General features: G+C 61.9%; 29 protein-coding genes. 21 read left to right on the top strand and 8 right to left on the bottom strand.

Going from position 1 to position 22,442, the window contains the following annotated elements; all coding sequences use genetic code 11:
• The first annotated feature begins 8 nt into the window (after positions 1–8).
• From CRO48_RS10040 to CRO48_RS10005, 8 genes are all read left to right on the top strand, one after another.
• Positions 9–266: a phage tail tip fiber protein gene (locus CRO48_RS10040; RefSeq protein WP_097138696.1), complete on the top strand. Its 258-nt coding sequence runs from the start codon at positions 9–11 to the stop codon at positions 264–266.
• Positions 263–1,702, top strand: a complete 1,440-nt coding sequence (locus tag CRO48_RS10035) for a hypothetical protein (protein ID WP_097138694.1) — start codon at positions 263–265, stop codon at positions 1,700–1,702. Before CRO48_RS10040 ends, CRO48_RS10035 begins: the two co-directional genes overlap by 4 nt.
• Before the next feature lie 20 nt (positions 1,703–1,722).
• Positions 1,723–1,953: a hypothetical protein gene (locus tag CRO48_RS10030; RefSeq protein WP_097138692.1), complete on the top strand. Its 231-nt coding sequence runs from the start codon at positions 1,723–1,725 to the stop codon at positions 1,951–1,953.
• A 3-nt stretch (positions 1,954–1,956) separates the two neighbouring features.
• Positions 1,957–2,811 (top strand): hypothetical protein, encoded by an 855-nt coding sequence (locus CRO48_RS10025; protein WP_097138690.1) that lies wholly within the window; start codon positions 1,957–1,959, stop codon positions 2,809–2,811.
• Positions 2,811–3,116 (top strand): hypothetical protein, encoded by a 306-nt coding sequence (locus tag CRO48_RS10020; RefSeq protein WP_097138688.1) that lies wholly within the window; start codon positions 2,811–2,813, stop codon positions 3,114–3,116. Before CRO48_RS10025 ends, CRO48_RS10020 begins: the two co-directional genes overlap by 1 nt.
• Positions 3,117–3,118: 2 nt before the next feature.
• Positions 3,119–3,451 (top strand): hypothetical protein, encoded by a 333-nt coding sequence (locus CRO48_RS10015; RefSeq protein ID WP_097138686.1) that lies wholly within the window; start codon positions 3,119–3,121, stop codon positions 3,449–3,451.
• A gap of 30 nt (positions 3,452–3,481) precedes the next feature.
• Positions 3,482–4,195, top strand: a complete 714-nt coding sequence (locus CRO48_RS10010) for a peptidoglycan recognition protein family protein (RefSeq protein WP_097138684.1) — start codon at positions 3,482–3,484, stop codon at positions 4,193–4,195.
• Between the two features lie 235 nt (positions 4,196–4,430).
• Positions 4,431–4,757: a hypothetical protein gene (locus tag CRO48_RS10005; protein ID WP_097138682.1), complete on the top strand. Its 327-nt coding sequence runs from the start codon at positions 4,431–4,433 to the stop codon at positions 4,755–4,757.
• Positions 4,758–4,867: 110 nt separating this feature from the next.
• On the opposite strand, the gene CRO48_RS10000 is transcribed toward CRO48_RS10005, so the two are convergent.
• The 3 genes from CRO48_RS10000 to CRO48_RS09990 form a co-directional block, all read right to left on the bottom strand.
• Positions 4,868–6,244, bottom strand: a complete 1,377-nt coding sequence (locus tag CRO48_RS10000; RefSeq protein WP_176526709.1) for a M10 family metallopeptidase C-terminal domain-containing protein — start codon at positions 6,242–6,244, stop codon at positions 4,868–4,870.
• Between the two features lie 82 nt (positions 6,245–6,326).
• Positions 6,327–6,497 (bottom strand): hypothetical protein, encoded by a 171-nt coding sequence (locus CRO48_RS33380; protein ID WP_097138678.1) that lies wholly within the window; start codon positions 6,495–6,497, stop codon positions 6,327–6,329.
• Positions 6,494–6,832: a hypothetical protein gene (locus tag CRO48_RS09990; RefSeq protein ID WP_097138676.1), complete on the bottom strand. Its 339-nt coding sequence runs from the start codon at positions 6,830–6,832 to the stop codon at positions 6,494–6,496. Before CRO48_RS09990 ends, CRO48_RS33380 begins: the two co-directional genes overlap by 4 nt.
• An 84-nt stretch (positions 6,833–6,916) precedes the next feature.
• On the opposite strand from CRO48_RS09990, the gene ligD reads away from it, so the two are divergent.
• Positions 6,917–8,002 carry a non-homologous end-joining DNA ligase gene (gene ligD, locus CRO48_RS09985; protein WP_245423480.1) on the top strand — a complete coding sequence of 362 codons (1,086 nt, stop codon included), beginning with the start codon at positions 6,917–6,919 and terminating at the stop codon, positions 8,000–8,002.
• Between the two features lie 1,163 nt (positions 8,003–9,165).
• On the top strand, positions 9,166–9,732 hold the full coding sequence (locus CRO48_RS09975; protein WP_245423479.1) for a dual specificity protein phosphatase family protein: 567 nt from the start codon (positions 9,166–9,168) through the stop codon (positions 9,730–9,732).
• A 59-nt stretch (positions 9,733–9,791) separates the two neighbouring features.
• On the opposite strand, the gene CRO48_RS09970 is transcribed toward CRO48_RS09975, so the two are convergent.
• Entirely contained in the window at positions 9,792–10,286 is a 495-nt protein-coding gene (locus tag CRO48_RS09970) for a peptide deformylase (protein ID WP_097138668.1), read from the bottom strand.
• A gap of 321 nt (positions 10,287–10,607) precedes the next feature.
• On the opposite strand from CRO48_RS09970, the gene mgtE reads away from it, so the two are divergent.
• Both mgtE and CRO48_RS09960 read left to right on the top strand, forming a co-directional pair.
• Positions 10,608–12,038: a magnesium transporter gene (gene mgtE, locus CRO48_RS09965; RefSeq protein ID WP_097138666.1), complete on the top strand. Its 1,431-nt coding sequence runs from the start codon at positions 10,608–10,610 to the stop codon at positions 12,036–12,038.
• A 66-nt stretch (positions 12,039–12,104) separates the two neighbouring features.
• Positions 12,105–12,491 (top strand): MerR family transcriptional regulator, encoded by a 387-nt coding sequence (locus CRO48_RS09960; protein ID WP_097138664.1) that lies wholly within the window; start codon positions 12,105–12,107, stop codon positions 12,489–12,491.
• 55 nt (positions 12,492–12,546) lie between these two features.
• Here the strand turns inward: CRO48_RS09960 and CRO48_RS09955 are convergent, their stop codons facing one another.
• Complete coding sequence (locus tag CRO48_RS09955) at positions 12,547–13,563, bottom strand: heparan-alpha-glucosaminide N-acetyltransferase (RefSeq protein ID WP_097138662.1); 1,017 nt, start codon at positions 13,561–13,563, stop codon at positions 12,547–12,549.
• A gap of 66 nt (positions 13,564–13,629) precedes the next feature.
• On the bottom strand, positions 13,630–14,319 hold the full coding sequence (locus CRO48_RS09950; protein ID WP_097138660.1) for a DUF599 domain-containing protein: 690 nt from the start codon (positions 14,317–14,319) through the stop codon (positions 13,630–13,632).
• Between the two features lie 11 nt (positions 14,320–14,330).
• On the opposite strand from CRO48_RS09950, the gene CRO48_RS09945 reads away from it, so the two are divergent.
• The 3 genes from CRO48_RS09945 (at position 14,331) to CRO48_RS09935 (ending at position 16,895) form a co-directional block, all read left to right on the top strand.
• Positions 14,331–14,720 (top strand): hypothetical protein, encoded by a 390-nt coding sequence (locus tag CRO48_RS09945; RefSeq protein ID WP_141402035.1) that lies wholly within the window; start codon positions 14,331–14,333, stop codon positions 14,718–14,720.
• 254 nt (positions 14,721–14,974) lie between these two features.
• Entirely contained in the window at positions 14,975–16,375 is a 1,401-nt protein-coding gene (locus CRO48_RS09940) for an L-serine ammonia-lyase (RefSeq protein WP_097138655.1), read from the top strand.
• An 82-nt stretch (positions 16,376–16,457) separates the two neighbouring features.
• Complete coding sequence (locus CRO48_RS09935; protein WP_097138653.1) at positions 16,458–16,895, top strand: DUF1489 family protein; 438 nt, start codon at positions 16,458–16,460, stop codon at positions 16,893–16,895.
• Between the two features lie 23 nt (positions 16,896–16,918).
• Here CRO48_RS09935 and CRO48_RS09930 read toward each other — a convergent pair whose 3' ends face one another.
• Positions 16,919–17,674: an SDR family NAD(P)-dependent oxidoreductase gene (locus tag CRO48_RS09930; RefSeq protein WP_097138651.1), complete on the bottom strand. Its 756-nt coding sequence runs from the start codon at positions 17,672–17,674 to the stop codon at positions 16,919–16,921.
• 213 nt (positions 17,675–17,887) lie between these two features.
• Between CRO48_RS09930 and CRO48_RS09925 the strand changes: the two genes are divergently transcribed.
• The 6 genes from CRO48_RS09925 (at position 17,888) to CRO48_RS09900 (ending at position 22,013) form a co-directional block, all read left to right on the top strand.
• The gene (locus CRO48_RS09925) at positions 17,888–18,481 is read left to right on the top strand and encodes a L,D-transpeptidase (protein WP_097138649.1); all 594 of its coding nucleotides are present in this window, start codon (positions 17,888–17,890) and stop codon (positions 18,479–18,481) included.
• Positions 18,482–18,789: 308 nt separating this feature from the next.
• Positions 18,790–18,918 carry an ABC transporter gene (locus CRO48_RS09920; RefSeq protein WP_097138648.1) on the top strand — a complete coding sequence of 43 codons (129 nt, stop codon included), beginning with the start codon at positions 18,790–18,792 and terminating at the stop codon, positions 18,916–18,918.
• 144 nt (positions 18,919–19,062) lie between these two features.
• Positions 19,063–19,650: a hypothetical protein gene (locus CRO48_RS09915; protein ID WP_097138646.1), complete on the top strand. Its 588-nt coding sequence runs from the start codon at positions 19,063–19,065 to the stop codon at positions 19,648–19,650.
• Between the two features lie 66 nt (positions 19,651–19,716).
• A complete protein-coding gene (locus CRO48_RS09910) occupies positions 19,717–20,304 on the top strand; it encodes a protein-S-isoprenylcysteine O-methyltransferase (RefSeq protein ID WP_097138783.1) in 588 nt (195 codons plus the stop codon).
• A 36-nt stretch (positions 20,305–20,340) separates the two neighbouring features.
• Positions 20,341–21,126 carry a hypothetical protein gene (locus tag CRO48_RS09905; RefSeq protein WP_097138644.1) on the top strand — a complete coding sequence of 262 codons (786 nt, stop codon included), beginning with the start codon at positions 20,341–20,343 and terminating at the stop codon, positions 21,124–21,126.
• Entirely contained in the window at positions 21,123–22,013 is an 891-nt protein-coding gene (locus CRO48_RS09900; protein ID WP_097138642.1) for an SDR family NAD(P)-dependent oxidoreductase, read from the top strand. The genes CRO48_RS09905 and CRO48_RS09900 overlap by 4 nt, the downstream gene beginning before the upstream one ends.
• Before the next feature lie 2 nt (positions 22,014–22,015).
• Here the strand turns inward: CRO48_RS09900 and CRO48_RS09895 are convergent, their stop codons facing one another.
• The gene (locus CRO48_RS09895; RefSeq protein WP_097138640.1) at positions 22,016–22,276 is read right to left on the bottom strand and encodes a hypothetical protein; all 261 of its coding nucleotides are present in this window, start codon (positions 22,274–22,276) and stop codon (positions 22,016–22,018) included.
• Between the last annotated feature and the right edge of the window lie 166 nt (positions 22,277–22,442).

Genomic DNA, 22,442 nt, shown 5'->3' with positions numbered 1-22,442 from the left:
AGACTCACATGAAACGCAGATCATTTTTGGCATTCCTCGGATTGGCTCCGCTCGCGGCGGCGGGCGAGAATTCCGAACTCCACATAGAGGCGGATCGGTTTGTCATCCGCAACGGGTCGGAGAAGGATAAGCCCCTCGTAGTCAGCGATGGCGTGCTCCGAATGAAGTCCGCGCATCTCGGGACCGTCAATGCCGGGGTGCTAAAAAGCGCCAGCCGCACCATGCGGATGGATCTCGCCGCAGGGACCATCGTGATCACGTCATGACCCGGACGCTGATCGGCTTCGACTATACCGATACGCCCTGCGTGAAGATCACGAAGGGAACCTTTGACCCGGTCACAACGCTGGATAGCCGGCCAGACCGGTTCTTCTTCTCGTCGAAGTGGGCCAACAACGTCGAGGCAGCCGGCATCGATACGGTCCCGGCAGGCATCAGCAGCGACCAGTATTTTCCGTCGGGCACCAACGCGAACACCTTCCTGAAGGCGTATCGCGGCGAGCTTCAGCTTGCCTACTGGAAGAAAGGGTTCTTCACCGAACTTCGCTACGACCTGCCGATGTATGCCTTCCGGCGCAAGAACGGCAACGGGCGCTGGGACATGTCTCAGTTTCGGGATGTGTCGGAAGGTGCATCCGGCGGATACCGGGCATGGGGCCTGTTCGATGCGGACATATGGAGCCCGACGCGGCAGGCCTACCTTTCAGGCTCCTGGCGGGAGATCGGCAATTCGGTCGGGGGCCTGACGCGTGGCCGTGAAGGTGCCCTTACCGTTTTCAACCTTCCCGCCGACAATACCCCATTGGATGGGCCGAGCATCCCTGGCGGCGCCTCAGCGGGAACGCCAGCGATCCGGATTACGCCCGACGAGCTGCGCGTCGCAAAAGCTGGCTATAGCGCCAATTGGGGCGCGCGCTACATGGCGTTCTCTTCGGATAACTCACCCATTCAGGTGATTGCCGGCGACGACATCGCCATGCCGGGCAATACGACGGTGAGCTACACCCTGCCGATCGCGGTCGATGACAGCGTGCACGTGGAAATCACCTTCTATGACGTCAACGGATCGAACGTCACCTATCCGGCCACGACGCTCGATAACTTCGAAGGCGGTATCGAATACTGGATCAGCGGCGGCGATACGCTGAACATCCGCAACCCGAACAGCCAGCCGGGCCGCGCCCGGTTCTTCGTGCTGGCGACGGACGCCCGCGGCAAGTCGTCGGGCAGCTATAACGTTCTGCGTCACTTCACCTGGAACGGCGAACGCCATGTGCAGTTTCTTCGGCCGGGTGCCTCGTCATCACCGCGTCTGGCCGATATCGCGCTTGATAGCCGCTTCCCGGCCTTGCAGATCCTGAAGGAAGGCTACTTCACCGTCGCCAATGGCGCGCAGACGGAAACCATTAGCTTCGATAGCGCCGGCTACCTGCCTTACGTGATGTTCATGCTTCGGGTGAACCCGAACTCGAGTTCGCTTTCGACCGGCGTGCGGCCACCCTTTATTCGTTGGGACAAGTACAACGCGCGGTTTGGTGGCGACACGGCCTACTGCATCTACAGCGCCTCGCAGGTGCGCTTCTACACCTTCAAGGGCCGCGCGGCCTACGCCTATCGGGACAGCAACGGGTCCGTGCACACGTTCGACCCGGACTTCAGCATCCTCGGCATTCGCTACTACGTCTTCGGCATCCCGACCTGATCCCACTGAAAGAGAGCTTAATGAGCGAGATCCCCATTTCCCCTTTCGTCCAGATCCGCGAACAGGCGGCCCTGATCGAGCACTACCGAAACCGCAATCTGCTCCTGTCGCAGGCACTGGAAGAGGCGCGGACGAAGACCGACGAGCTTCTGGCGAACCTGAAGGACGTTCGCGCCGAGGTCGAGCAGATGGCAAACGCGGTCGAGTCGCCGGCAGCTGGCGACTTGCCGGAAACCGTAGAGGAGGCCTAGTTCATGGCGCTGCCCACCACTTATAACACCGGCACGGCCACCGTGAACAACGGCAGCCCGACCGTGACCGGCCAAGGCACGACCTGGCTGACGAGCGGTATCCAGGCTGGCGACTTCTTCTGGGCTGCGGGCCAGTCGGTGCGCATCCTGTCGGTCAACAGCAATACGAGCCTCACGCTGGCCTATAACTGGCCGGGCGCCAGCCGGGCGGCCGACATTTACGAAATCATGCTGACCCCGGAGAATGTCCGGGTGCTTGCCTCGGCGCGAGCGGTGCTCGATATGCTGACAAACGGCAATATCTCGTCAATTGCCGGCCTCACCAGTGCGGCGAATAAGGTGCCATACTACACCGGTGCAGGGGCCGCCGCGCTTGCCGATCTCACGCAGCATGCGCGCGCCATTCTCGGCCTTTCCGGAGGAAACGGAAAGTTCATCCGATCGACGGGAGCGAACACCGCCGTCATGCAGGACCTGATCGGAACGGTGTCGCAAAGTGGCGGCGTCCCGACTGGCGCCATGTTCGAGTTTGGCTCCAACGCGAACGGTATGTACTTTCGGACTGCCGATGGCACCCAGATTTGCTGGAAGCTTGCAGTTTACAACGCCACACTCGGTGCCACCACTGCTGCTGATGGTGTCTGGACACTGCCGGCGTCGTTCGTGGACGTCAATTATCTTGTTGGTCCACGTCGTCGCAGCAATATATCTGCAAGTGGCGTCCGCTTGGCTGCACAATACTTCGGCGCCAGCGCAACAGCCGAAACACCAGGCTCCGCTCTCTGGGGCATCTACAACGGTAGGTCTACTTCAGAGACGTTTCGTCTTGATCTAATTGCCGAAGGAAGGTGGCGTTGATGAAAATCTCTCTTTGCCCGCAGCGCATGGATGCAGCGCTTACCATCTACCGCACCGGCCCGAGTGCACTCTCTATTAATGGCGCGGGAATCAACCTCTCCGCACTTCCGGACGGCGCGACCCTGCCGGCGTCTGCCGTCGACAGTGACTGGATCGTTGGCGACGTCACGCGCACCGCTGGCGAGCTTCACCTCACCATCCTGCTTCCGATCGGTGCCGATGCTCCCGAGGCGGCGCGGTTCCCGGCCGATATCGTCGATCCGCCAATCGGGCGGGTTTCCCTTCCCACCGATCAGGAGGCTTGATCATGGTCGCAATCAACTGGTCGCTGATGGTCACCGCCGAGCAGAAGCAGGCCAAAGCGCTTGCCGCGTTGCAGGGGCAGTTCACCGCCGCCATTCAGGATCACCTCGACGCAACGGCCCGACAGCGCCAGTACGACGGCATTCAGACGGCCATCACCTATCGTGACGATCCGAACCCGCAATACGCGGCGGAGGGGCAGGCGCTGTTCGAATGGCGGTCGGCGGTCTGGACCTATGCGACGGCAGAGCTTTCGAAAGTGCTGAGCGCTGAGCGGGAAATCCCGCAGGTCGATGCCTTCCTTGGCGAGCTGCCAGTCTTCAGCTGGCCCGCTTAACCGCTCCATAAAACTCACAGGACATCACCGATGAAAACGACCGTGCAAGCATTGCAGCGGCGCTTGATCGCGCTTGCCTTCCCTCTTCCGAAATTCGGCGCGGATGGAGACCCTGGCGCCGAGACCATCGCAGCGATGGATAAGGCGCTGGATGAACTCGTGTTGCTGCGGGGCAGCGCCGCCCCTGCCCCGGCGGTCACTCCGGCTCCGGCCGCGCTCCCGGTCATTCCGGCCGACTGGATGCCGGCGGCGAGGATGCAGCGCGTCATCGTCCATTGGACGGCAGGAACCTATACGGCCAGCGAAAACGACCGCGCGCACTATCACGTTCTTATTGATGGCTCTGGAAAGCCCGTGCGCGGCATTCCCTCGATCAAGCTCAACGAGGTGGCAAAAGCCGGTAACGGCTACGCGTCCCATACCCTGGGCTGCAATTCCGGCTCCATCGGCGTTTCCATGTGCTGCATGGGTGGCGCGATGGAAAGTCCGTTCTCGGCCGGCAAGTACCCCATGACCCGCGAACAGTGGGACGCCATGACCTCGGCCGTCGCTGATCTCTGCCGGCGGTATGCGATCCCGGTCACGGACAAGACCGTCCTCAGTCATGCCGAGGTGCAAAACAATCTGGGCATCGCTCAGCGAGGCAAATGGGATTTTACCCGCCTCGCCTTCGATCCTGCCACCGTGGGCGCCAAGGCCTGCGGCGACAAGATGCGCGCCGAAGTGGGCGCGAAACTCTCCTAACTTCGAAAGGAAATTCGATGCAAAAAATATCGAAGGCACTCGCGGCCGGCGGCGGCGGCGCTTTGGCGGGCACCATCATCATTCCATTCCTGCCCCAATGACGCGCCCTGGTGGGGCGTTGTGACCGCATTCGCCGTTGCCACGCTGGTCCCGGCGGTCGCGACCTACATCGCGCCGGCGAACAAGTCCTGATCGGTTCACCAGTCTGCATTCATAGGATCGCATTGGAGCCGAAATGACGCCTGCAGAATTTTTTGACTTCCTCGGCATCAAGGCAAGTGTCGTCCTTGCTGGCCTATCCGGGGGTATCCTTAGGGCTATGTCTCGCAAGGCTTATAAGGTGAGAGAGATGGTCGCATCCCCTTTATGCGGCGCACTTGCCGCCGGATATCTCACGACGCCGGCAATCCACTATCTCGGCGCAGTGAATTGGCCGCTGCCTCCCGATCAGATTGCCACCCAGCATGCGACGGCCTTCCTCATCGGCGTGTCGGCTATGTGGATATCGGATGCGGTGTTTGAATTCGTCGTCCGAAGGATCAAGCAGGCAGACGGACAGTAAGGTTGATCACCACCAGCCAAGCGCCTGTCCGGCTCTCCCTACGAGGCTCATCGCCGCGCCCAGCGCGGCGATGATCAAGATAGCGTAAACCCACCATGGATCGCTCTTCATCAGAGGAGAAAATCGCCAGCCTTCAAACTGACAAGGCTATCGAGGTGGATGACGAAGTCGGCCTTGCCGTCGCCGTTGACGTCGCCATAGACGTAGGTGCCGGCCTTCTCCTTGGCATAGCGCAGTTCGCCGGCGGTCTTGGAGAACTTCTCCGTGCCGACGAACGCGAACGCCTGGTTGCCTGACTTCGTGGTCATCGCATCGATCCCGGTCAGGTCGATCAGGTCCTTCTCTTTCTGGGAGAAGTCGAAGATCGTGTCGGTCCTGACCTTCGATGCGGCAAGTTCGGAGAGCGACTTGAACACGAAGGAGTCCGCCCCCTTGCCGCCGTAGAGGTCGTCCGCCCCCTTGCCTCCGATCAGAGCGTCCTTACCAGCCCCGCCGGAAAGCACATTGGCCTTGCTGTCGCCGGTCAGCCTGTCGGCATAGCTCGTGCCGGTGAGGTTCTCTATCGAGACGTAGACGTCGCCCCTGGCCTCGCCGGTGTTAATCGAAGGCTTAGCGAGGCTGGCGGTGACGCCCTTCGCGGCCCCTTGGTAAGAAGCAGTGTCGTTGCCCGCCCCGCCGTCCAGCCGGTCGGCGCCCGCACCACCGATCAGGGTGTCGTCGCCCGCACCGCCCTTCAGCTGGTCGTTGCCGGCATAGCCATAGAGCTTGTCGTTGCCGCCATTGCCCTTGATCAGGTCGGCGCCGATGCCGCCCTTCAGCGTCTCCGCCTTCGACGTCCCGGCGATCGTCTCGACCACATCGGCAATCTTGATGGTGAATGTCTTCTTCGCGCTGGCGCCGTGCTCGTCGGTGACCTTTACTGTTACGGTATCCTTCTGCACCTTTTCGTAGTCGATGGCTTTGGCCGTGACGAGCTTGGCGCCTGAGAGCTTGAAGAGGCCGCTGGCATCGTCGGTCAACGAATAGCTCAGGCTATCGCCATCCCAATCCGTGGCAGAAAACACACCCACGAGAGTGCCAACCTTGCTGTTTTCTGCGACCAGTGCTTTCGATAGTTCGAGGCCTTCGGGCGCCTCGTTCGGCAAATCCGGGATCTCCGGCAGCTCTGGGATCTCGGGTAAGCCGGGCAGGAACGGTGTCTTATCAATCTCCACCGTAACGTCGGCAAATTTCAGCACAAGGATGTCGCTGGTGATGTTAGTTCCGTCAGGGCTACCATTTCGGAGATCGGTCACGACCGCGCTTCCTCCGATCATGCTGTTGTATGAATAGGTTACCGAGTAATCTGATCTCTTGCCGCTAAATACGATGGTATCGCGACCGCCACTCCCCATCACCTGGTTAACACCGCCGTAAACGACGAAGGTGTCGTCTCCTGCGGTGCCAAAAATCATGTCGTCGCCATTAGTCCCATAGATAGTCGCCATTGCAGCCCCCATGCTCGCGCGATGGGCGCAAACTGGACACGACACACGCGAGAGTCAAGCAGCGATGATCGAGATGGGATCGTTACTGATATCGCTCGCTCTCGACCGGCCTGTGCTCCGCGCACCACCAATCGATCGTGCCCTTGCCGCGGTCATAGCCGAAACTTCCCCAACGCTTACACCCCGGGTGCTGGCACCAGTGTTCCTCGTGAATGCTGGCTGCCTTCTGTCCGTTTGACTTCTCGTCGCTCATTTCAGCTGCCGCCCCTTCCTGTATCGCTCATCCGCAAGGAGGCGCTCCAGCTTCTCTGGGGTGATTCCCGGCCACGTGCCAGAGATGACCGCATCGTAGCAGTCCTCACACGCCTTCGCCGCCTCGCGCGCGGTATCTGCCAAGCCGTTCACCTTGGCCACGGTCGGATCTCCCGACAGGCCGTGATTGAAGGTCATGTACCAGTCCCACCAGCCGAATTGATGCGCCTCGATACGGCCCATCGGGCGCTCCCCGTCGTAGCCGGCGAAGAGGTTGTCGGCGTACTTATCCTTGCGCCACTGATAACGGGGGCGGGGGCCTTCGCCTTCTTTCATTTCCTTCTCCGCGCGCGCTTCACCGACGCGTCCGTGCGCCTGTTGTATTCCATAGCCAAGATGTGATGGTCGGCAAGCATCGCTATGGCCGTGCTCGCTTCCTCCTCATCCCATCCGGCCTGGACGGCGCGCCAGACGAGATTCTGGAAAGAGGCCTCCAATGGAACGAATTGCAGTTTCGCGCGATATTGCGCCATGGAGAAACGTAGGGTCCCAGGTGCGACAGTCCACCACGACCCGATGCCGTCGCGCATCGAGCCATGCCTCGCTTTGTTGGTCAGCAAGCCGCCGATCGGATCGCAGTGGATCTTTGAGGTGAAATGGGACGGATACCGTCTGGCGGTCCACAAGGAGCCTGCGGGCGTCCGCATCATTACGCGTGGCGGTCACGACTGGGCGGATCGCTTTCCCGCGATTGCGCAAGCCGCAGCGGCGATGGACGCAGAAACGCTGATCCTGGATGGCGAGGCGGTTGTTCTCGATGAACAGGGGCGCTCCGACTTCGGCGCGTTGCAGCAGGCGCTCGGCGGTCGAGGCGGCAAGCGGCGCGCCGGTGAAGCATTGTTCTATGCCTTCGACCTTCTATACCTCAACGGACATGATCTGACGCGCATGCCGCTGCATGACCGGCGAGCGATGCTCGAGGCGATCTGCCATGTTCCTGGCGGCGTCATCCGCTTGTCCGAGGAGATCGGCGGCGACGGCGCCCAGCTGCTGAAGGTTGCGTGCAACATGGGGCTTGAGGGGATCATCGGGAAGAAATTGGACAAGCCTTACCGTTCGGGCCGCCTCGGCGATTGGGTGAAGGCAAAGTGCGTGCAGAGCGAAGGCTTCGTCATTGTCGGCTATGAGCCCTCGCGCGACGCGCTCGGCGGGATCGGGCGCTTGCTCCTGGCGGCGCGGAAGGGAGATGCTCTGGTCTATGTCGGCGGCGTGGGCACTGGCTTCACCGCCAGATCTGGCACCGCATTACGCCGTCAGCTCGACGCGATTGCGATTCCTAAACCTGCCATCGATGTCGGAAAGCGAAAGGGCGTGTTCGTTAAGCCGATCGTGGTGGCGGAGGTGGAGTTTCGAGCGTGGACGCGTGATGGGAAGCTACGCCACGCTTCATTCAAGGGGCTGAGAGAGGATGCGGATGCGGCCACGATCTACCAGATAAAGCAGTGAGCCGGTTTTACAGAGGACTGCTAACCCATTGACGGGATTTGGGGCGTATTTCGCCCGTTTTACAGCCAAGCTATTGGCGCGAAAGGAACGTCACGAGCTTCCCAAGCTGAACGTGTGAGGGTACAGATCGCAACTCTGCAATTTGGGAGGCTGACATGAGGTGGCTGCTCATCGTATCGCTCGCGGTGGCTCTTGCGTGGACAATTTATCGGCTCAGCGAAGTTGAGCGCGAAAGATATGCCTTGCTAACTGGTATGTGCCGGGACGCGAGCACCGTCGGGATTGATGCGGATTGTCTTGGCAGCGCCCAGCCGTGCACTTCGAGGGCTTGGAACATCTATTACGGTTTCGCGCCGTGATGAGCCGTGCCGGTGATGCCCATCAGTAGGGTCATTCCTGCACTACAGTTTGCAGTACAGTGAGCTACCATCGTATTTGTAACAGATTGATATTTATGAGGTGCGTGTGCGGTTCTGGTCGTCTCGACCGCACCAAGAACCCGGCTTAGGCCGGGTTTTTTGTTTTCTATCAACAGTTTCCGGTGCGTGTGTGCGATTGCTTCCGCGGATCGGGTCCTTGTCGGAAGAAGGCCGAAGGTTAGGGAGCGTGCAACATCCCGGCAACGCGGATGCCGCTCGATGCGAGACTGCAATCGACGCTTTAAAGTCTGCCGTCGGAGTAAAAGAAAGCCCCGCCGAATGCGGGGCAATTGGGCTCCTCCACGGAAGCCTTAGAGGGGAACAGCGCCCAAGTGGGCGGCAGCAAGAACGTACGCGAAGCCTGCCACCCCCGATAGTGCTAGAATTAGCCTCTTGGATCAGAAGGTCGGGGACAGGAAGCGACCGGCGATCGCGGCTTTTCCGGTCGCTTCCCTGTCTTCAAGTCCGCGACTGGCTCTGCCCCGGACTTTCGCAAGGTGCGCCGCCTAGCTGACATGAACATGAACGCGCCGTGTGCATGGCAGGGCGGGCAAAAGAAAGCCCGCCGAAGCGGGCGAATTCCGGGAGTGGCGCGTACGCTATACTCTAGTCGCGCCTGCAGGGACCTTAGGCGGATAGAGTAAATTTCCGGTAAAGCACTGAAAATCGCCGTGTTCAGATCAGTGTCAGGCAGTTCGCGCATTCGTTTCGCCGTACACAACAGAATGGGCGAGAAGGATGCGGTTGGCACGGAGATATCTGTTTGGGATTGCTTGCACCTATCTGCTAGCAGGTGTCGGATTCGGCGCCTATGCCGCCTATCTTCAGGTGGTCGGCAATTTTCATACGGTCATCGAGGGGGAATTCTACCGCTCGGCGCAACCGAGTGCGACACAACTGGCTGCTTATGTTCGCACGCACGGTATAAAGACGGTCATCAACCTGCGAGGGGAGGATGCGCGTGCTGTCTGGTACGAAAACGAGCTTGCCACGGCACGACGGCTGGGGGTCCAGCACATCGACTATCGCATGTCCGCCTCGAGGACGCTGACCCCGGCCCAGGCGGATGAAGTGGTCGCGATCATGGCCGCGGCGCCGAAGCCGATCCTTGTTCACTGTCAGGCCGGATCGGACCGGACGGGGCTTGTGTCCGCACTCTACAGCTACCGCCTCGCGGGACAGAGCGAGGAGCGGGCAGAGCGACAGCTCTCGCTGGTGTTCGGCCATGTGGGCATTCCGCACATCTCTGCGGCCTATGCCATGGATGCGAGCTGGGAAGTCATCGAGGATCACTATAGACCCAAGGGGTGAAGGCGTCCGGCGGGCGGGCAGCCATAGAGGCTTCCGTGGCTGCAGCGCCGCCCTCCCTGCTAGCTGTTCATTTTGCGAAACTTCTTGACGATGCGCTCACGCTTCAGGCGCGACAGCCGGTCAATCCAGAATATGCCATCGAGCTGGTCGATCTCGTGCTGAAGGCAGACTGCCAGCAGACCGTCCGCTTCCTCCGCGTGCGAGTTTCCAAGCAGGTCCTGATAGCGGATGCGAATGCGGGCCGCGCGCTCCACCTCCTCCGTCACGCCCGGCATGGAGACGCTGCCTTCCGCATGCCGGCGTATCTCGGCGGAGCTCCACTCGACTTCGGGATTGACGTAGATTCGCGTTGATGACGGGCCGTCGAGTTCCATCACCGTCAGCCGCAGCAATTCGCCCACATGGGCCGCGGTGATGCCGATGCCGGGGGCCGCGCGCATCGTCTCTGCCAGGTCGCTGGCGAGCGCCGCAAGGTTATCGTCGAAGCGTTCGACGGCGCGGCAGGGCGTTCGCAGCCTTTCGTCGGGAAAACGTACGATGGGGCGGATCGGCATGTCGGATCTCCAGATACGGTTGGCAGCACAGTAGCGACCTGCCGGCCTTTTGCGGGGTCTGCGGCAGAAGGCCGATGGGCACGTCGCTCCCGATGTCTCCCAGAAACGCAACAGTCAGAGAAATTTACGCGCCGTGCCAAGTGAAATGCGGTAGCTGGCTGTGGACCATGTCAGAGGTTTCGGCTAGCACGATTCCGGCCGGAAGGGGTGGGAATCTCATGCCCGGTCCGACAGGCGGTATCACAATTCCATTCTCTGCCCTGGCCTTGTGTCCTTGAACGGAAGCATCGTCGGAGGATGCATTTTCGAGGAGCGGCTCGGATGACGGACACCGGCGAAGACGATCGCGAGCGCGCCCGGGCTGCCGAACGGAGTGCCGTGGATGGCGACGACATCTATGCCCCGGACGGCTCCATCCGCTCCGATTTCCTCATGCAGGTCGGTGCGGCGATCGCCGACCGCGACACGCTTTTTCTGCGCCGCCACGTCGCCAAGCTGCACGAATCGGAAATGGGCGACCTGCTGGAGGCGATCCAGCCCGACCAGCGGCGGGCGCTGGTGTCGCTGCTGGGCGAGGAGTTCGACCTTGCCGCGCTGACCGAGGTCGATGAGGCGATCCGTCTCGATATCGTCGAACACCTCCCGAACGAGCAGATCGCCGCGGCGATCGGCGAAATGGATTCCGACGACGCCGTCTACATCCTCGAAGACCTCGACCAGGAGGACCGGGAAGAGATCCTCGCCAAGCTGCCCTTTACCGAACGGATTCGGCTGCGCCGGTCGCTGGACTATCCCGAGAGCACGGCCGGCCGGCGCATGCGCTCGGAATTCGTGGCGGTGCCGCCGTTCTGGACGATCGGCCAGACGCTCGACTACATGCGCGAGGACGACGACCTGCCCGACAGCTTCACCGAGATCTTCGTGATCGATCCGACCTTCCGCCTGCTGGGAGTGGTCGAACTCGACCGCGTTCTGCGCTCCAAGCGCGAGGTCAAGGTCGAGGCGATCATGCGTCAGACCAGCCATCCGATCCCGGCGCTGATGGATCAGGAGGAGGCGGCGCAGCTTTTCGAGCAGTACGACCTGCTGTCGGCCGCCGTCGTGGACGAAAACGGCCGGCTCGTCGGCGTTTTGACGATCGACGACATGGTGGACGTCATCCAGGAAGAGGCCGAAGAAGACCTGATGCGCCTCGGCGGCGTCGGCGACGAGGAGCTGTCGGACACGGTGCTGGAGACCTCGCGTTCGCGCGTGCCGTGGCTGCTGGTCAATCTCTTCACCGCATCGATTGCCGCGTCCGTCATCTCGCTGTTCGAGGCGACGATCGAGGAAATCGTGGCGCTGGCGATTCTCATGCCGATCGTGGCGGGCATGGGCGGAAACGCCGGATCGCAGACGATGACCGTGACCGTGCGGGCGCTTGCAACGCGCAATCTCGACATTCACAACGCCTGGCGCGTCGTGCGCCGCGAAGCGGGCGTCGGGCTCCTGAACGGTGTGCTGTGTGGCACGCTGATCGGATGCGTCGCAGGCCTCTGGTTCCATGATGCAAACATCGGCGGCATCATCGCAACCGCAATGCTGATCAACATGATGGCGGCAGCGCTGGCCGGGATCATGATCCCGTTGGTGCTGGACAAGGTGGGCGCCGATCCGGCGGTATCGTCCGCCGTCTTCGTGACCGCGGTTACCGATACGACCGGATTCTTCTCGTTTCTGGGCCTTGCGACCTGGTGGTTCGCGATCTCGTAGTCGCAAAAATTGACTTTCACGTAAAAGTCAATAAAATCGGCACCGCGCAAAACCACCGGAGTCGGCGTGGAAAAGTATTATACCATAACGGAATTGACCCGAGAATTCGGGGTCTCGACGCGGACCTTGCGGTTCTATGAGGACGAGGGGCTCATTCACCCCGAACGGCGCGGCCGCACACGGCTGTTCCGGCCCGCCGATCGCCATCTGATCAAGGAAATCCTCCGCGGCCGCCGCATCGGCTTCACGATTTCGGAAATCCGCGAGATCATCCAGGTCTACAAGGACCCTCCGGGCGAGATCGGCCAGTTGCAGCTGCTGATGCAGAAGGTGGTGGAGAAACGTGACGACCTTCGGCAGAAGCGCCGCGACATCGACGAGACGCTCGCCGAGCTCGACAATGTCGAGGAAGCCTGCCTGACGCGCCTGGCGGAGATCGGCGTCGGCACCTGAGCTTACGACCAGCTGCAGCAGACATTACCGCGCCGGGCATGTGTCCCGGCGCGTCCTATTGCTGCGACGGCACGTCTGAGAAAGCGCGCGCCGTGCATTGCTGCGAAAGCTCGCCGATGCGTTCGTCCGTCTGGACGTCGAGGGTGCCGGCGTTCAGGGCGTCGAACAGGTTTCTGCTCTGCAGTTCACTGATGGTGCAGTCGCAGAAACTTTTGCAGAAGGCGGGGTCTGTATCGACGCTGCAGGCTGCGACACAACTGCGGCGATAGCTTTCGACCGGATCGGGCTTCGGCGGCGGCGCGACTTGTGTAGCAAGATAGACGAGAGCGATCAGCACCGGCTGATGAATGAGATAGACCGCCAGACTATGCCGGCCCGCCATGGCAAAAAGAGCGGTTGTCCTGCCGTGGGGGCGCGGCGCGGGACCTGTCGACGCATTCGCCGCGCGCGCGATCCATAGCCGGGAAGCGGTCATGCCGAGCAGGAAGGCGCCGAACCAGGGCAGCAGCGGCACGTAGTCGTTGGAACGCGGCGCCGTTTCCGATAGCCCCACCCACCACAGCGCCGGAATGTCGAACAGCTCGGAGCGAAGGAATTGCGGGGCCGCGAATGCTGCGGCGGCGACCACCGGCAGGACCACGAGCGGCAGCCTTAGGAAAATCAGGCCGAGCAGACTTGCAAGGGCGATGTGGTGAAGGATCCCGAAGAATATGAAGGTACTCGGGAAGATGAGATAGGTCGCTGTCGTGATCAGCAATGCCGCGGCGGCGATGCGGCCGAACCGGTTCCAGAACGGGCGCCAGCGGATGGCATTGCGATGCCCGAGTACGAGGCTGAAGCCGGCGAGGAAGATGAAGCTGCCGGCGATCAGCCGGGCAAAGATTCGCCAGCCGCCGGTGGCGGCCGTGCCCGGAGCAATATAGCCGAAATAGTCGAGATCCCAGGTGAAATGATAGATCGCCATGGCAAGCAGCGCCACGCCGCGGGCCGCATCGAGCCATGCCAGCCGCTGCTTTGCCGGCGCAGTACGCTCCGCTGATGCGGCCGCCTTGTCTGAGAATTCCTGGGTCATGGTGCGGTACTTCGCAATTCTGGCTGGCCGAGCGTCCCCACTTTCGGCGGATGGGAAGTGCTCGAACTACTCGGTGGTTTCCAGTACCGTCAGCCGCGCCTCCGAATAGAACTGGCGGCGTATCAGCACGATGGTGATGAAGCATGTCGTCAGCATGAACAGGTAGGGGCTGACGAACCAGCCGAGATATCCGATCGACAGGAAGATTGCCCGCAGGCCGGCGTTGAAGTGCTTGGCGGCCAGGATGTTCATGCGGATGACCTTGTCGGCGGCCAGATCGGCGGCGGCGGGGTCCTTGTGGACGTCGCCGGCCATGGGAACGGCGCCGAGCAGAATGGTGCAGTAATTGAAAAGCCGGTAGGACCAGCCGAACTTGAAGAAGGCGTAGCCGAAGATGCCGGCCAGGCCGCCGACCTTCAATTCAAAACCGGCGCGTCCGGCCTGGAACACCAGCGGCAGATCACCGAAGATCATGAAGACCTTTTCCGTCGCGCCGAGAAGCGCAAAGCAGCCGCCGAGCGCGAGGATCGAAGTGGAGGCGAAGAAGGCGGTGCCGTTCTGCAGTCCGGACATGATCTGCGTATCGATCATGCGTAGGTCACGGCGCATGGCATTGCGGATCCAGGCCGCACGCTGCGCATTCATCGCGCGCGTCAGGCTCACCCGGTTCAGAAAACGCCGTTTGTCGGTGATCCAGGCGTAGCCCAGCCACAACAGGATGAAGACGACGAAGGCGATCGGATCGATGATGGACATGGATTCGTGATTTGCCACGGATTGCGCATTTTGGAAACCGCCGCCGCGTCAACCCGGCTTGTCATCTGCCGTTTAGACTGCCGGCATTTGTGTGGCGGGCAGGTAAGCGCCTGACGCATACCGCGCGCGCTAACATGTTGATATCCCTTGCTCAGATCTCCGGACGCGGCGCGGCCGTCGATGCTGGTGCCACGCTTTCGCCATCTTTGCTGTTGCTCCTTCATCATTTCTTCACTAAAGAGGGCCGGCGCGGGCGGATTTTTTTTGCCGGCGACGATCGTTTTTCTCTTGGGGAAATCATGGAAAGTACCGCTCAGAAGGCCTGCTGGGGCCTCACATGCCGCATGGTCATCGCATTTGCAGGCTTTTTTGCCCTGGTCTATCTTTTCGGGGGCGCATGAGACCAAGATCTCGTGACTAGCAAAAACGGCGCGCCGCTTCAGGTGCGCCGTTTTTGTTTTGGGCTTCTTCTACGCAAGCGCGATGTCGCAGGCGCAGAACAGGATGTCGGGCCGCCGCCGTATGCGCCTTGCGGTATGACGTAGCTTTCACCACATGTTCCATATGTTGCCGCACACGAGGCCAGTCATCTGGCGGGCGTTTCGGTGACGAGGTCGCATCTCCACGCGGGTGCAGGTATTGGCAGGTCCAGCGCATGTTTCTCTCGGTCTTCGACGTCTTCAAGATCGGTATCGGCCCCTCGAGTTCCCACACCATGGGACCCATGTCGGCGGCGAACCGCTTTCTCGACCTGATCCTGTCGCCCGACTGGCCGCGTCCGGCGGGAGCGGCTGTTGCCGCCATCAGGATGAGCCTGCACGGCTCTCTCGCCTATACCGGGGTCGGTCATGGCTCCGACCGCGCGGTCATCCTGGGACTGATGGGCGAAAGGCCCGACATCGTGGATCCGGATCGCATGGACGAAATCGTGGCGGAGGTGGAACGGACCGGCCGCATCACGCCGCCCGGCCACCCGTCCTACGCCTTCCAGCCGAAGACCGACCTTGTCTTCGACAAGAAGACGCCGTTGCCGGGGCACGCCAACGGCATGACGTTCTCGGCCCATGATCGCGACGGCCGGCTGCTTTTGAAGCGGATCTACTATTCCGTCGGTGGCGGTTTCGTCGTCACCGATACGGAACTCGAGGCGATGCGGGCGACGAAGGCACAGGCCAGCGAGCGCAAGGTGCCGTTCCCGTTCGCCACCGCGAGGGAAATGCTGGAGATGGCGCAGCGCTCCGGCATGACGATCGCGCAGATGAAGCGCGCGAACGAAGAGACCGCGATGTCGCGCGAGGAACTCGATGCCGGGCTCGACCGCATCTGGGCGGCGATGAAGGGCTGCATCGACCGCGGCCTGCAGGGCGAGGGCATCATGCCCGGTGGGCTCAAGGTGAAGCGCCGCGCCCGGATGATCCACGACAAGCTTCAGGCGGAATGGCGTTCGAACAAGGCCAATCCGCTGCTCGCAAACGACTGGCTCAGCGTGTACGCCATGGCCGTCAACGAGGAGAACGCCGCCGGCGGGCGGGTGGTGACCTCGCCGACCAACGGCGCGGCAGGCGTCGTTCCGGCGACGATCCGCTATTATCTGCATTTCCATGAGGATGCCGACGCCGAGGGCATTCGCGACTATCTGCTCACTGCTGCTGCGGTGGGTGGAATCATCAAGCACAATGCCTCCATCTCCGGCGCCGAGGTCGGCTGTCAGGGCGAGGTCGGCTCGGCATCTGCAATGGCGGCGGCAGGGCTTGCAGCCGTGATGGGCGGTAGCCCGGAGCAGATCGAGAATGCCGCCGAAATCGCGCTCGAGCATCATCTTGGCATGACCTGCGACCCGGTCGCCGGTCTCGTGCAGGTTCCCTGCATCGAGCGCAACGCGCTTGGCGCGGTCAAGGCGGTTACGGCGGCGTCGCTTGCGATCAAGGGGGACGGTACCCATTTCGTGCCGCTCGACGCCTGCATCGAAACGATGCGGCAGACTGGCGTCGACATGAACGAAAAATACAAGGAGACTTCGACAGGCGGCCTCGCGGTCAACGTCGTCGAATGTTGATGTTGCCGGCGCGCCTCCGGGTCGGGGTGCCCGGCAGGGCTTGGCTGCTTGACTGGAGGGGCGGAAAGGCGTTCAAGGAGCCATGGCCCTTCATCTCATCAAACTTTGCGTCGGAGCGGATTCGATCGAGGATCTGCGTGATTGGGTATCGCGGCGCGCGCTCGTGGCGATCGCCGCCGGTCTCGAACCAAGCTCGTCTCATACGACGCGCATGATCCCGAAGCGGGCGGAGGAGCTGCTTGACGGCGGTTCGCTCTACTGGGTGATCAAGGGACAGGTGCAGGCACGGCAGCCGTTGCTGGATCTGAAGACGTTCAAGGACGTAGACGGGATCACCCGGTGCGAACTCGTGCTCGGCCCCGAAGTCATCGAAACCGAACCCCAGCCGAAGCGCGCCTTCCAGGGATGGCGCTATCTCACGGGCGAGGACGCGCCGCGCGACCTGATGAGCCTTGGGGCCGATGGCGCCGATTTGCCGATGGAGCTGCGGCGCGAACTGGCCGAACTCGGATTGCTCTGACGCGGCTGCGACCGGTTACCCGATCAGTGGGCCGTGTACGCGCCGTCGACCACATGACAGCTGCCTGTGACGAAGCTTGCTTCGTCGGACAGCAGGAAAGCGACGAGGGCTGCCACTTCATCCGGCGTGCCGCGACGCCCCATAGGCTGCAGGGCCTCCATGCGGCGGTTGCTTGCGATCCGGGAATGCTCTGACAGAAGCGGCGTCTCGATCCATCCGGGTGCTACAGAATTGATGCGCACGCCGTGCCTTGCATATTCGATCGCCGCCACCTTTGTCAGGCCGACGACGGCGTGCTTGGCTGCGGTATAGGCCGCGGTCGCCGGCAGGCCGACCGTGCCCAGCACGGATGCCATGTTGACGATCGCGCCGCCGCCGGAAGCCAGCATCGCGGCGATCTCGTATTTCAAGCAGTGGAAGACGCCGTTCAGGTTGACGTCGATCAGCTTGCGCCAGTTGTCGAGAGGGTAGTCCGCCGTCATGGCCAGCGCACCGTGGGTGCCGGCATTGTTGACGGCAAGGTGCAACCCGCCGCATGTCTCGACCGCAAAATCGACGAGCTTGCGGGCCGCCTCCGGATCCGTGACGTCGGTTGAGACCGCATGCGCCCTCCCGCCATTCGCGCCAACGTCGGCCGCCAGCTTCTCTGCGCCTGCGCGGTCGATATCGGCGATGATAACTTCGGCACCATCCCGGGCCAGGCGGAGACAGATTGCCGCCCCTATGCCCGAGCCGCCGCCCGTTACGATCGCCACTTTTCCTGCAAAACTCGATGCCATCGTGTCCTTCCCAAATCACGAGTGTCGACCAGTCGAACAGACGCGGGCGGAGGACGCAAGTCCTTTCCGTACAAGCGGAAGGGCACGCAGGCTTCTGTATTCGGCTGCCGGGTAGGGCCTCCACTGGCCGTCCACCAGAGGGGAGGCTTGGCCAAACGGCGCGGCAATGGTAAGTCTAGCGGTGAGGGTTCGTCAGATCACTGACAGGTGCCAATGGACAGAGACTTCGCCAAAAGCCGCCGAGCCCTGATGCTCGCTAGCCTCAGCCTGCTGGTTTCCGGAGCTTCCGGGTGCCGCACAACCTACTGGTATTCCAGAAGCAATTACGAAAACTACCGTGTCGATCGCCGCTACAGGCGCAAGACCGTGCAGTATGCCGGATACGAGGCGCCCGGAACCATCGTCGTGAATACACGGGAGCGTTACCTCTACCTTGTCGAGGGCGGCGGATTGGCGACGCGATACGGCGTGGCTGTCGGTGAGGAAGGCCTTACGTTCAAGGGCGAGGCGACGGTTGGTCGGAAGGCGGAATGGCCGTCCTGGACGCCGACCGCCTCGATGATCAGCCGCAAGCCGCGTCTTGCGCAGTATGCCGGCGGGGTCGAGGGTGGACCGAACAATCCCCTGGGCGCAAGAGCGCTCTACCTCTACCAGGGCGGCCAGGACACGTTGTTCCGGCTTCACGGAACCAACGAGCCGTGGTCCATCGGCCAAGCGGTTTCGAACGGTTGCGTGCGCCTGACGAACGACGACATCGTCGACCTCTACAACCGCACCCCGGTCGGGACTCGGGTGGTCATCATATGAGCGGGTAGGGGCGGGTATTTCGCGCACCCCCCGGGTTGCGAAGACCATGCGTTGCAGCACCGCTTTCGGACAAAAATCGATTCGTCGCCGCACCTCCTCGTTCGAAGGAAGTATTGTCCAGCGCCAATGGCACGATCGGGAACCCGTCTTCACGCAATTGCTACAAGCCGTTGAAAAAACTGATCTTGAGCGCACTTCGCATGCGTTAACTTTGTCGTGCTTGCGCACTAGGCGTTATCGGCATTTGCGGCTATTACTAGAGTCGTTGCCTTCGATAACCTATTCCGTGTGAAGGAGAGGACATCTTGATGAGCAGACTTTTGATCCTGGCAGTAGCAGTGATTTCCGTGGCCGGCCTTACCGCTTGCGACACCGTCGGCAAGGGGAAGGGCAAGGCTCCGCCTCCGGTCGAACAGCCGGCACCGGTCTATAAGTGACATGCCTGAACTTGGCCCGGGGAGGCGCGGTAGCGCGCTTCCCCGGCCGAAACGCTCTTCCGGTTTTCAGGCGGACCCTCGACCGGAAGACCTTTCATAGCAGACATGAGCTACTGCATTCGTAGCGTGAAATGGAGCGTGTCCATGTCGTTGGGCAAGAGCCGCGTTTCGCTTTTGATCCTTCTATCCCTTGCGATAACGTCCTGCCAATCCGAGGACAAGCCGCCGCTGCCCCGCTATGTTTCCGACTATCGCGGCTATGCCGGCGCAGACGGCAAGGCAGTGCGCAAGGACGCCCGCTACTACATCGAGTTTCGGTCGCGTTACGCCCTGAGCTATGGTCATACCTACGTCATCTTCGGACGGCTCGACAAATCCGGCCGCCCTGCCACCCAGGAGGTGGCCGGTCTTGCACCCGCCACGAACGATCCTGCACCCTATGTGCTCGGGCACTTCGTTCCGGTTCCGGCGGAGACGGGAGCGAGCGACGGTGATCTCGAGGAGGAATATCGTTCCGCAAGCTGGCGCGTCCTGCTGACGGAAGCCGAGTACCGCAAGACTGTGGCATTCATACGCGATCTCAAGGCCCGTTCACGTGTCTGGCAGGCCTCGGTCTACAACTGCAATGCCTTCGTCGCGGAGATCGCGAGATCTATGGGCTACAAGACGCCGGCAATATGGCTGCGTCCGCAGCAGTTCATCACCAAGCTTCGCGAGATGAACGGTGGATGACGGTGTCGGCAAGGCCGCACGGCTGGCGCAGGGGATGGCCGTAAGGCTAGAGTGACGCCCATGAACATGTCAGTGGAAAATGCAGGCCAGATCCTCTGGGTTCTGGGGATCGTCGCTTGGTACGTCATCCGGTTCCCCTTCGAACGCCGGGCGCGGCGTACACGCGTCGTGGTCAATCGGCGGTCGCTGACCGACCGGATCGGCCTGGGCGCAGCGCTCGCCGGCATGGCGGTTGTTCCCGGCATCTATGTCGCAACAGGCTTTCCGAAAGCCGGCGACCATGCAGCGAGCGCCTGGGGCGTTGCGCTTGGGGCATTCCTGTTCTTCGCCGGCGTGTGGTTGTTCCGCAGAACCCACAAGGAGCTTGGAAAGAACTGGTCGATCTCGCTCGAGATCCGTGAGAAGCACAAGCTTATCAGCGGCGGACCTTATTCGCTGATCCGCCATCCCATGTACACGTCGTTCTTCATGCTGGCGCTGGGGCAAGCCTTGCTGCTTGCAAACTGGATCGTCGGCCTTGCCGGTCTTGCCGGTTTCGCGACACTCTTCTTCCTGCGGGTGGACAAGGAAGAGCGGATGATGACCGATACGTTCGGCGAAGAATACCGGCAGTACATGGACAGGACCAAACGGATCATTCCATATATCTACTAGTCGTCTCGCTGGCATTTGCGAAAGAGGGAGGCAGAATTGCGAGGAAGGGCCCTGAAGATTTCGGCGCCACGAAGGCTTGTCGGAGATCTCATGCGGTTTTCGATCGGCATCCCGCGCGTGACGGTGCAACGGCAGATGACCCTTGCCACGCTTCTGCAGGCACGGGCGCAGCAGCCCATCCGGCCGTCGTGGACAGTCCTTTTCCTCAAGGGCTACGGATTGCTGTCGCAAGAGGTGCCCGAACTCCGGCGCGCCTATGTCAAACTACCCTGGCCGCACTTCTACGAGTATCCGCTGAGCATCGCGTCGGTCGCCCATGAGCGCGAGCTTGATGGTGAGCGCATCGTGCTGCTGGGAACCATCAAGGGGCCTGAGCGTCGCACCATTTCCGAACTGCAGGCGTTGATCGAGACGGCCAGAACGCGTCCGATCGCCACGATCAAAGAATTCCGGCGCGCACTGAAATTCGCCCGCCTGCCGGGGGTGATGCGCTGGGCCATCATGTGGCTCGGCCTCAACATCGCTCGACGCCGCGCACGCCACTTCGGGACTTTCCAATTCTCGGTCTATTCGGGGCTTGGCGCCGAATCGCTCAATCCTTTGACACCATTGACGACGCTGTTGAACTACGGCCCGATCGCCGAGGACGGCACGGTCACCGTGCGCATTCTATACGATCACCGGGTGATGGACGGTGCGAACGTCGCCCGTGCGCTGGAGCGTTTCGAAGCGATATTGAACGGCGCTGTTGCGGCGGAAGTGGACGCCATGTCCGGCGACGCGCCGTCGCGCGACGCAGCCGCGATAAGGACGGCAGGATGAACGGGGAGGCATCGCCGAGGCCGGCCGTCGTCGTGGTTGGCGCGTCGCGTGGGATCGGCCGTGCCATAGCCAAGGTGGCCGCAAACGAGCGCTGCCCGGTGGTGCTTGTCGCGCGTGCGGCTGACGCGCTCGCAGAAGTCGCCGGCGACGTCCGCGCTGCGGGCGGCGAACCGTTCGTCCTCGAACTCGATCTTTTTACCGTCGATGCGCCGAAGCGGCTGCAAGCCCATCTGGAAAGCGTGGGTCTCTACTGCGACGTGCTCGTCAACAGTGCCGGGTATGGTCTGCGCGGTGCGGCGACGCTATTGCCGGCGGACGAGCAGATCGGCATGATCGATATCAATATCCGCGCACTTGCCGACATGACCCTGCATTTTCTGCCGGCGATGTGCGCGCGCAGAAGGGGTGGGGTGCTCAATCTGGGCTCGATCGCCAGCTTCACGCCCGGACCCGGCATGGCGATGTACTATGCCACCAAAGGCTTTGTCCGGTCGTTTTCGGAGGCACTGCACGAAGAAGTTCGCGCGACCGGCGTCACGGTCACCTGTGCGGCGCCCGGTCCCGTCGCCACCGAATTCTTGCAGCGTTCGGGTGCCGGGAGGTCGATGCTGTTCAAGGTGCTGCCACGTCTCGATGCGGACTATGTGGCCGAGCGCGCATGGCGCGGCTTCAGGTCGGGTCGAAGGCTTGTCGTGCCCGGAATATCGGCCAAGCTGGCGGCATTTACCGCTTCAGCCATTCCGCATGCGCTGCTGTTGCCGCTGATCGGGAAGTTGCAGCGCCGCAGCGGCGATCCCTGTCCATGTGGTTCCGGCAAGCGTTACAGCGAATGCTGCGGCAAAAGAGGGGCGAGGTCCACTGCACGCGCCGGCAGCGTGAAAGGCTGAAATCAGCGTATCCGCATCCGGATTGGGTGGCGGCGGCCGTCGCGGCCGACATGGAGGTGGATGCCCACCTCGGGCTGACCGGTCCGCCATGCGCGCGCGCCGTGCGCGAGCAGCATGCCGACCAGATCCTTCGTCCTTGCGCGCGAGCGGTTGAGGCCGATATCGGCGATCCGGAGCGCAGCTTCGTGGAGCGGATGAAGACCGCTCCGGTGATTGCGCTTCGTGCCTGACAGGGTACCGTTCATATTCTCGTTCATCGCCATGATATCCCTCGTACGCAATACCTAATCGAGGTCGATGGATGGCCGGTTCCGGCCCCATCCGCCCTGCCGTCTTCGCCGGAAATCAAACCCATCCGGCAGCATTGACGATCAAGGCGAGTTCCGTGGCTGCGCGCGATCAAGTCGGATCCCTCGCGCAGCCTGATTT

Source organism: Rhizobium subbaraonis (assembly GCF_900220975.1).
Classification (GTDB): domain Bacteria; phylum Pseudomonadota; class Alphaproteobacteria; order Rhizobiales; family Rhizobiaceae; genus Mycoplana; species Mycoplana subbaraonis.
Note: the sequence above shows the minus strand (reverse complement) of the source record. Positions and strands in the feature narration are given on the sequence as shown.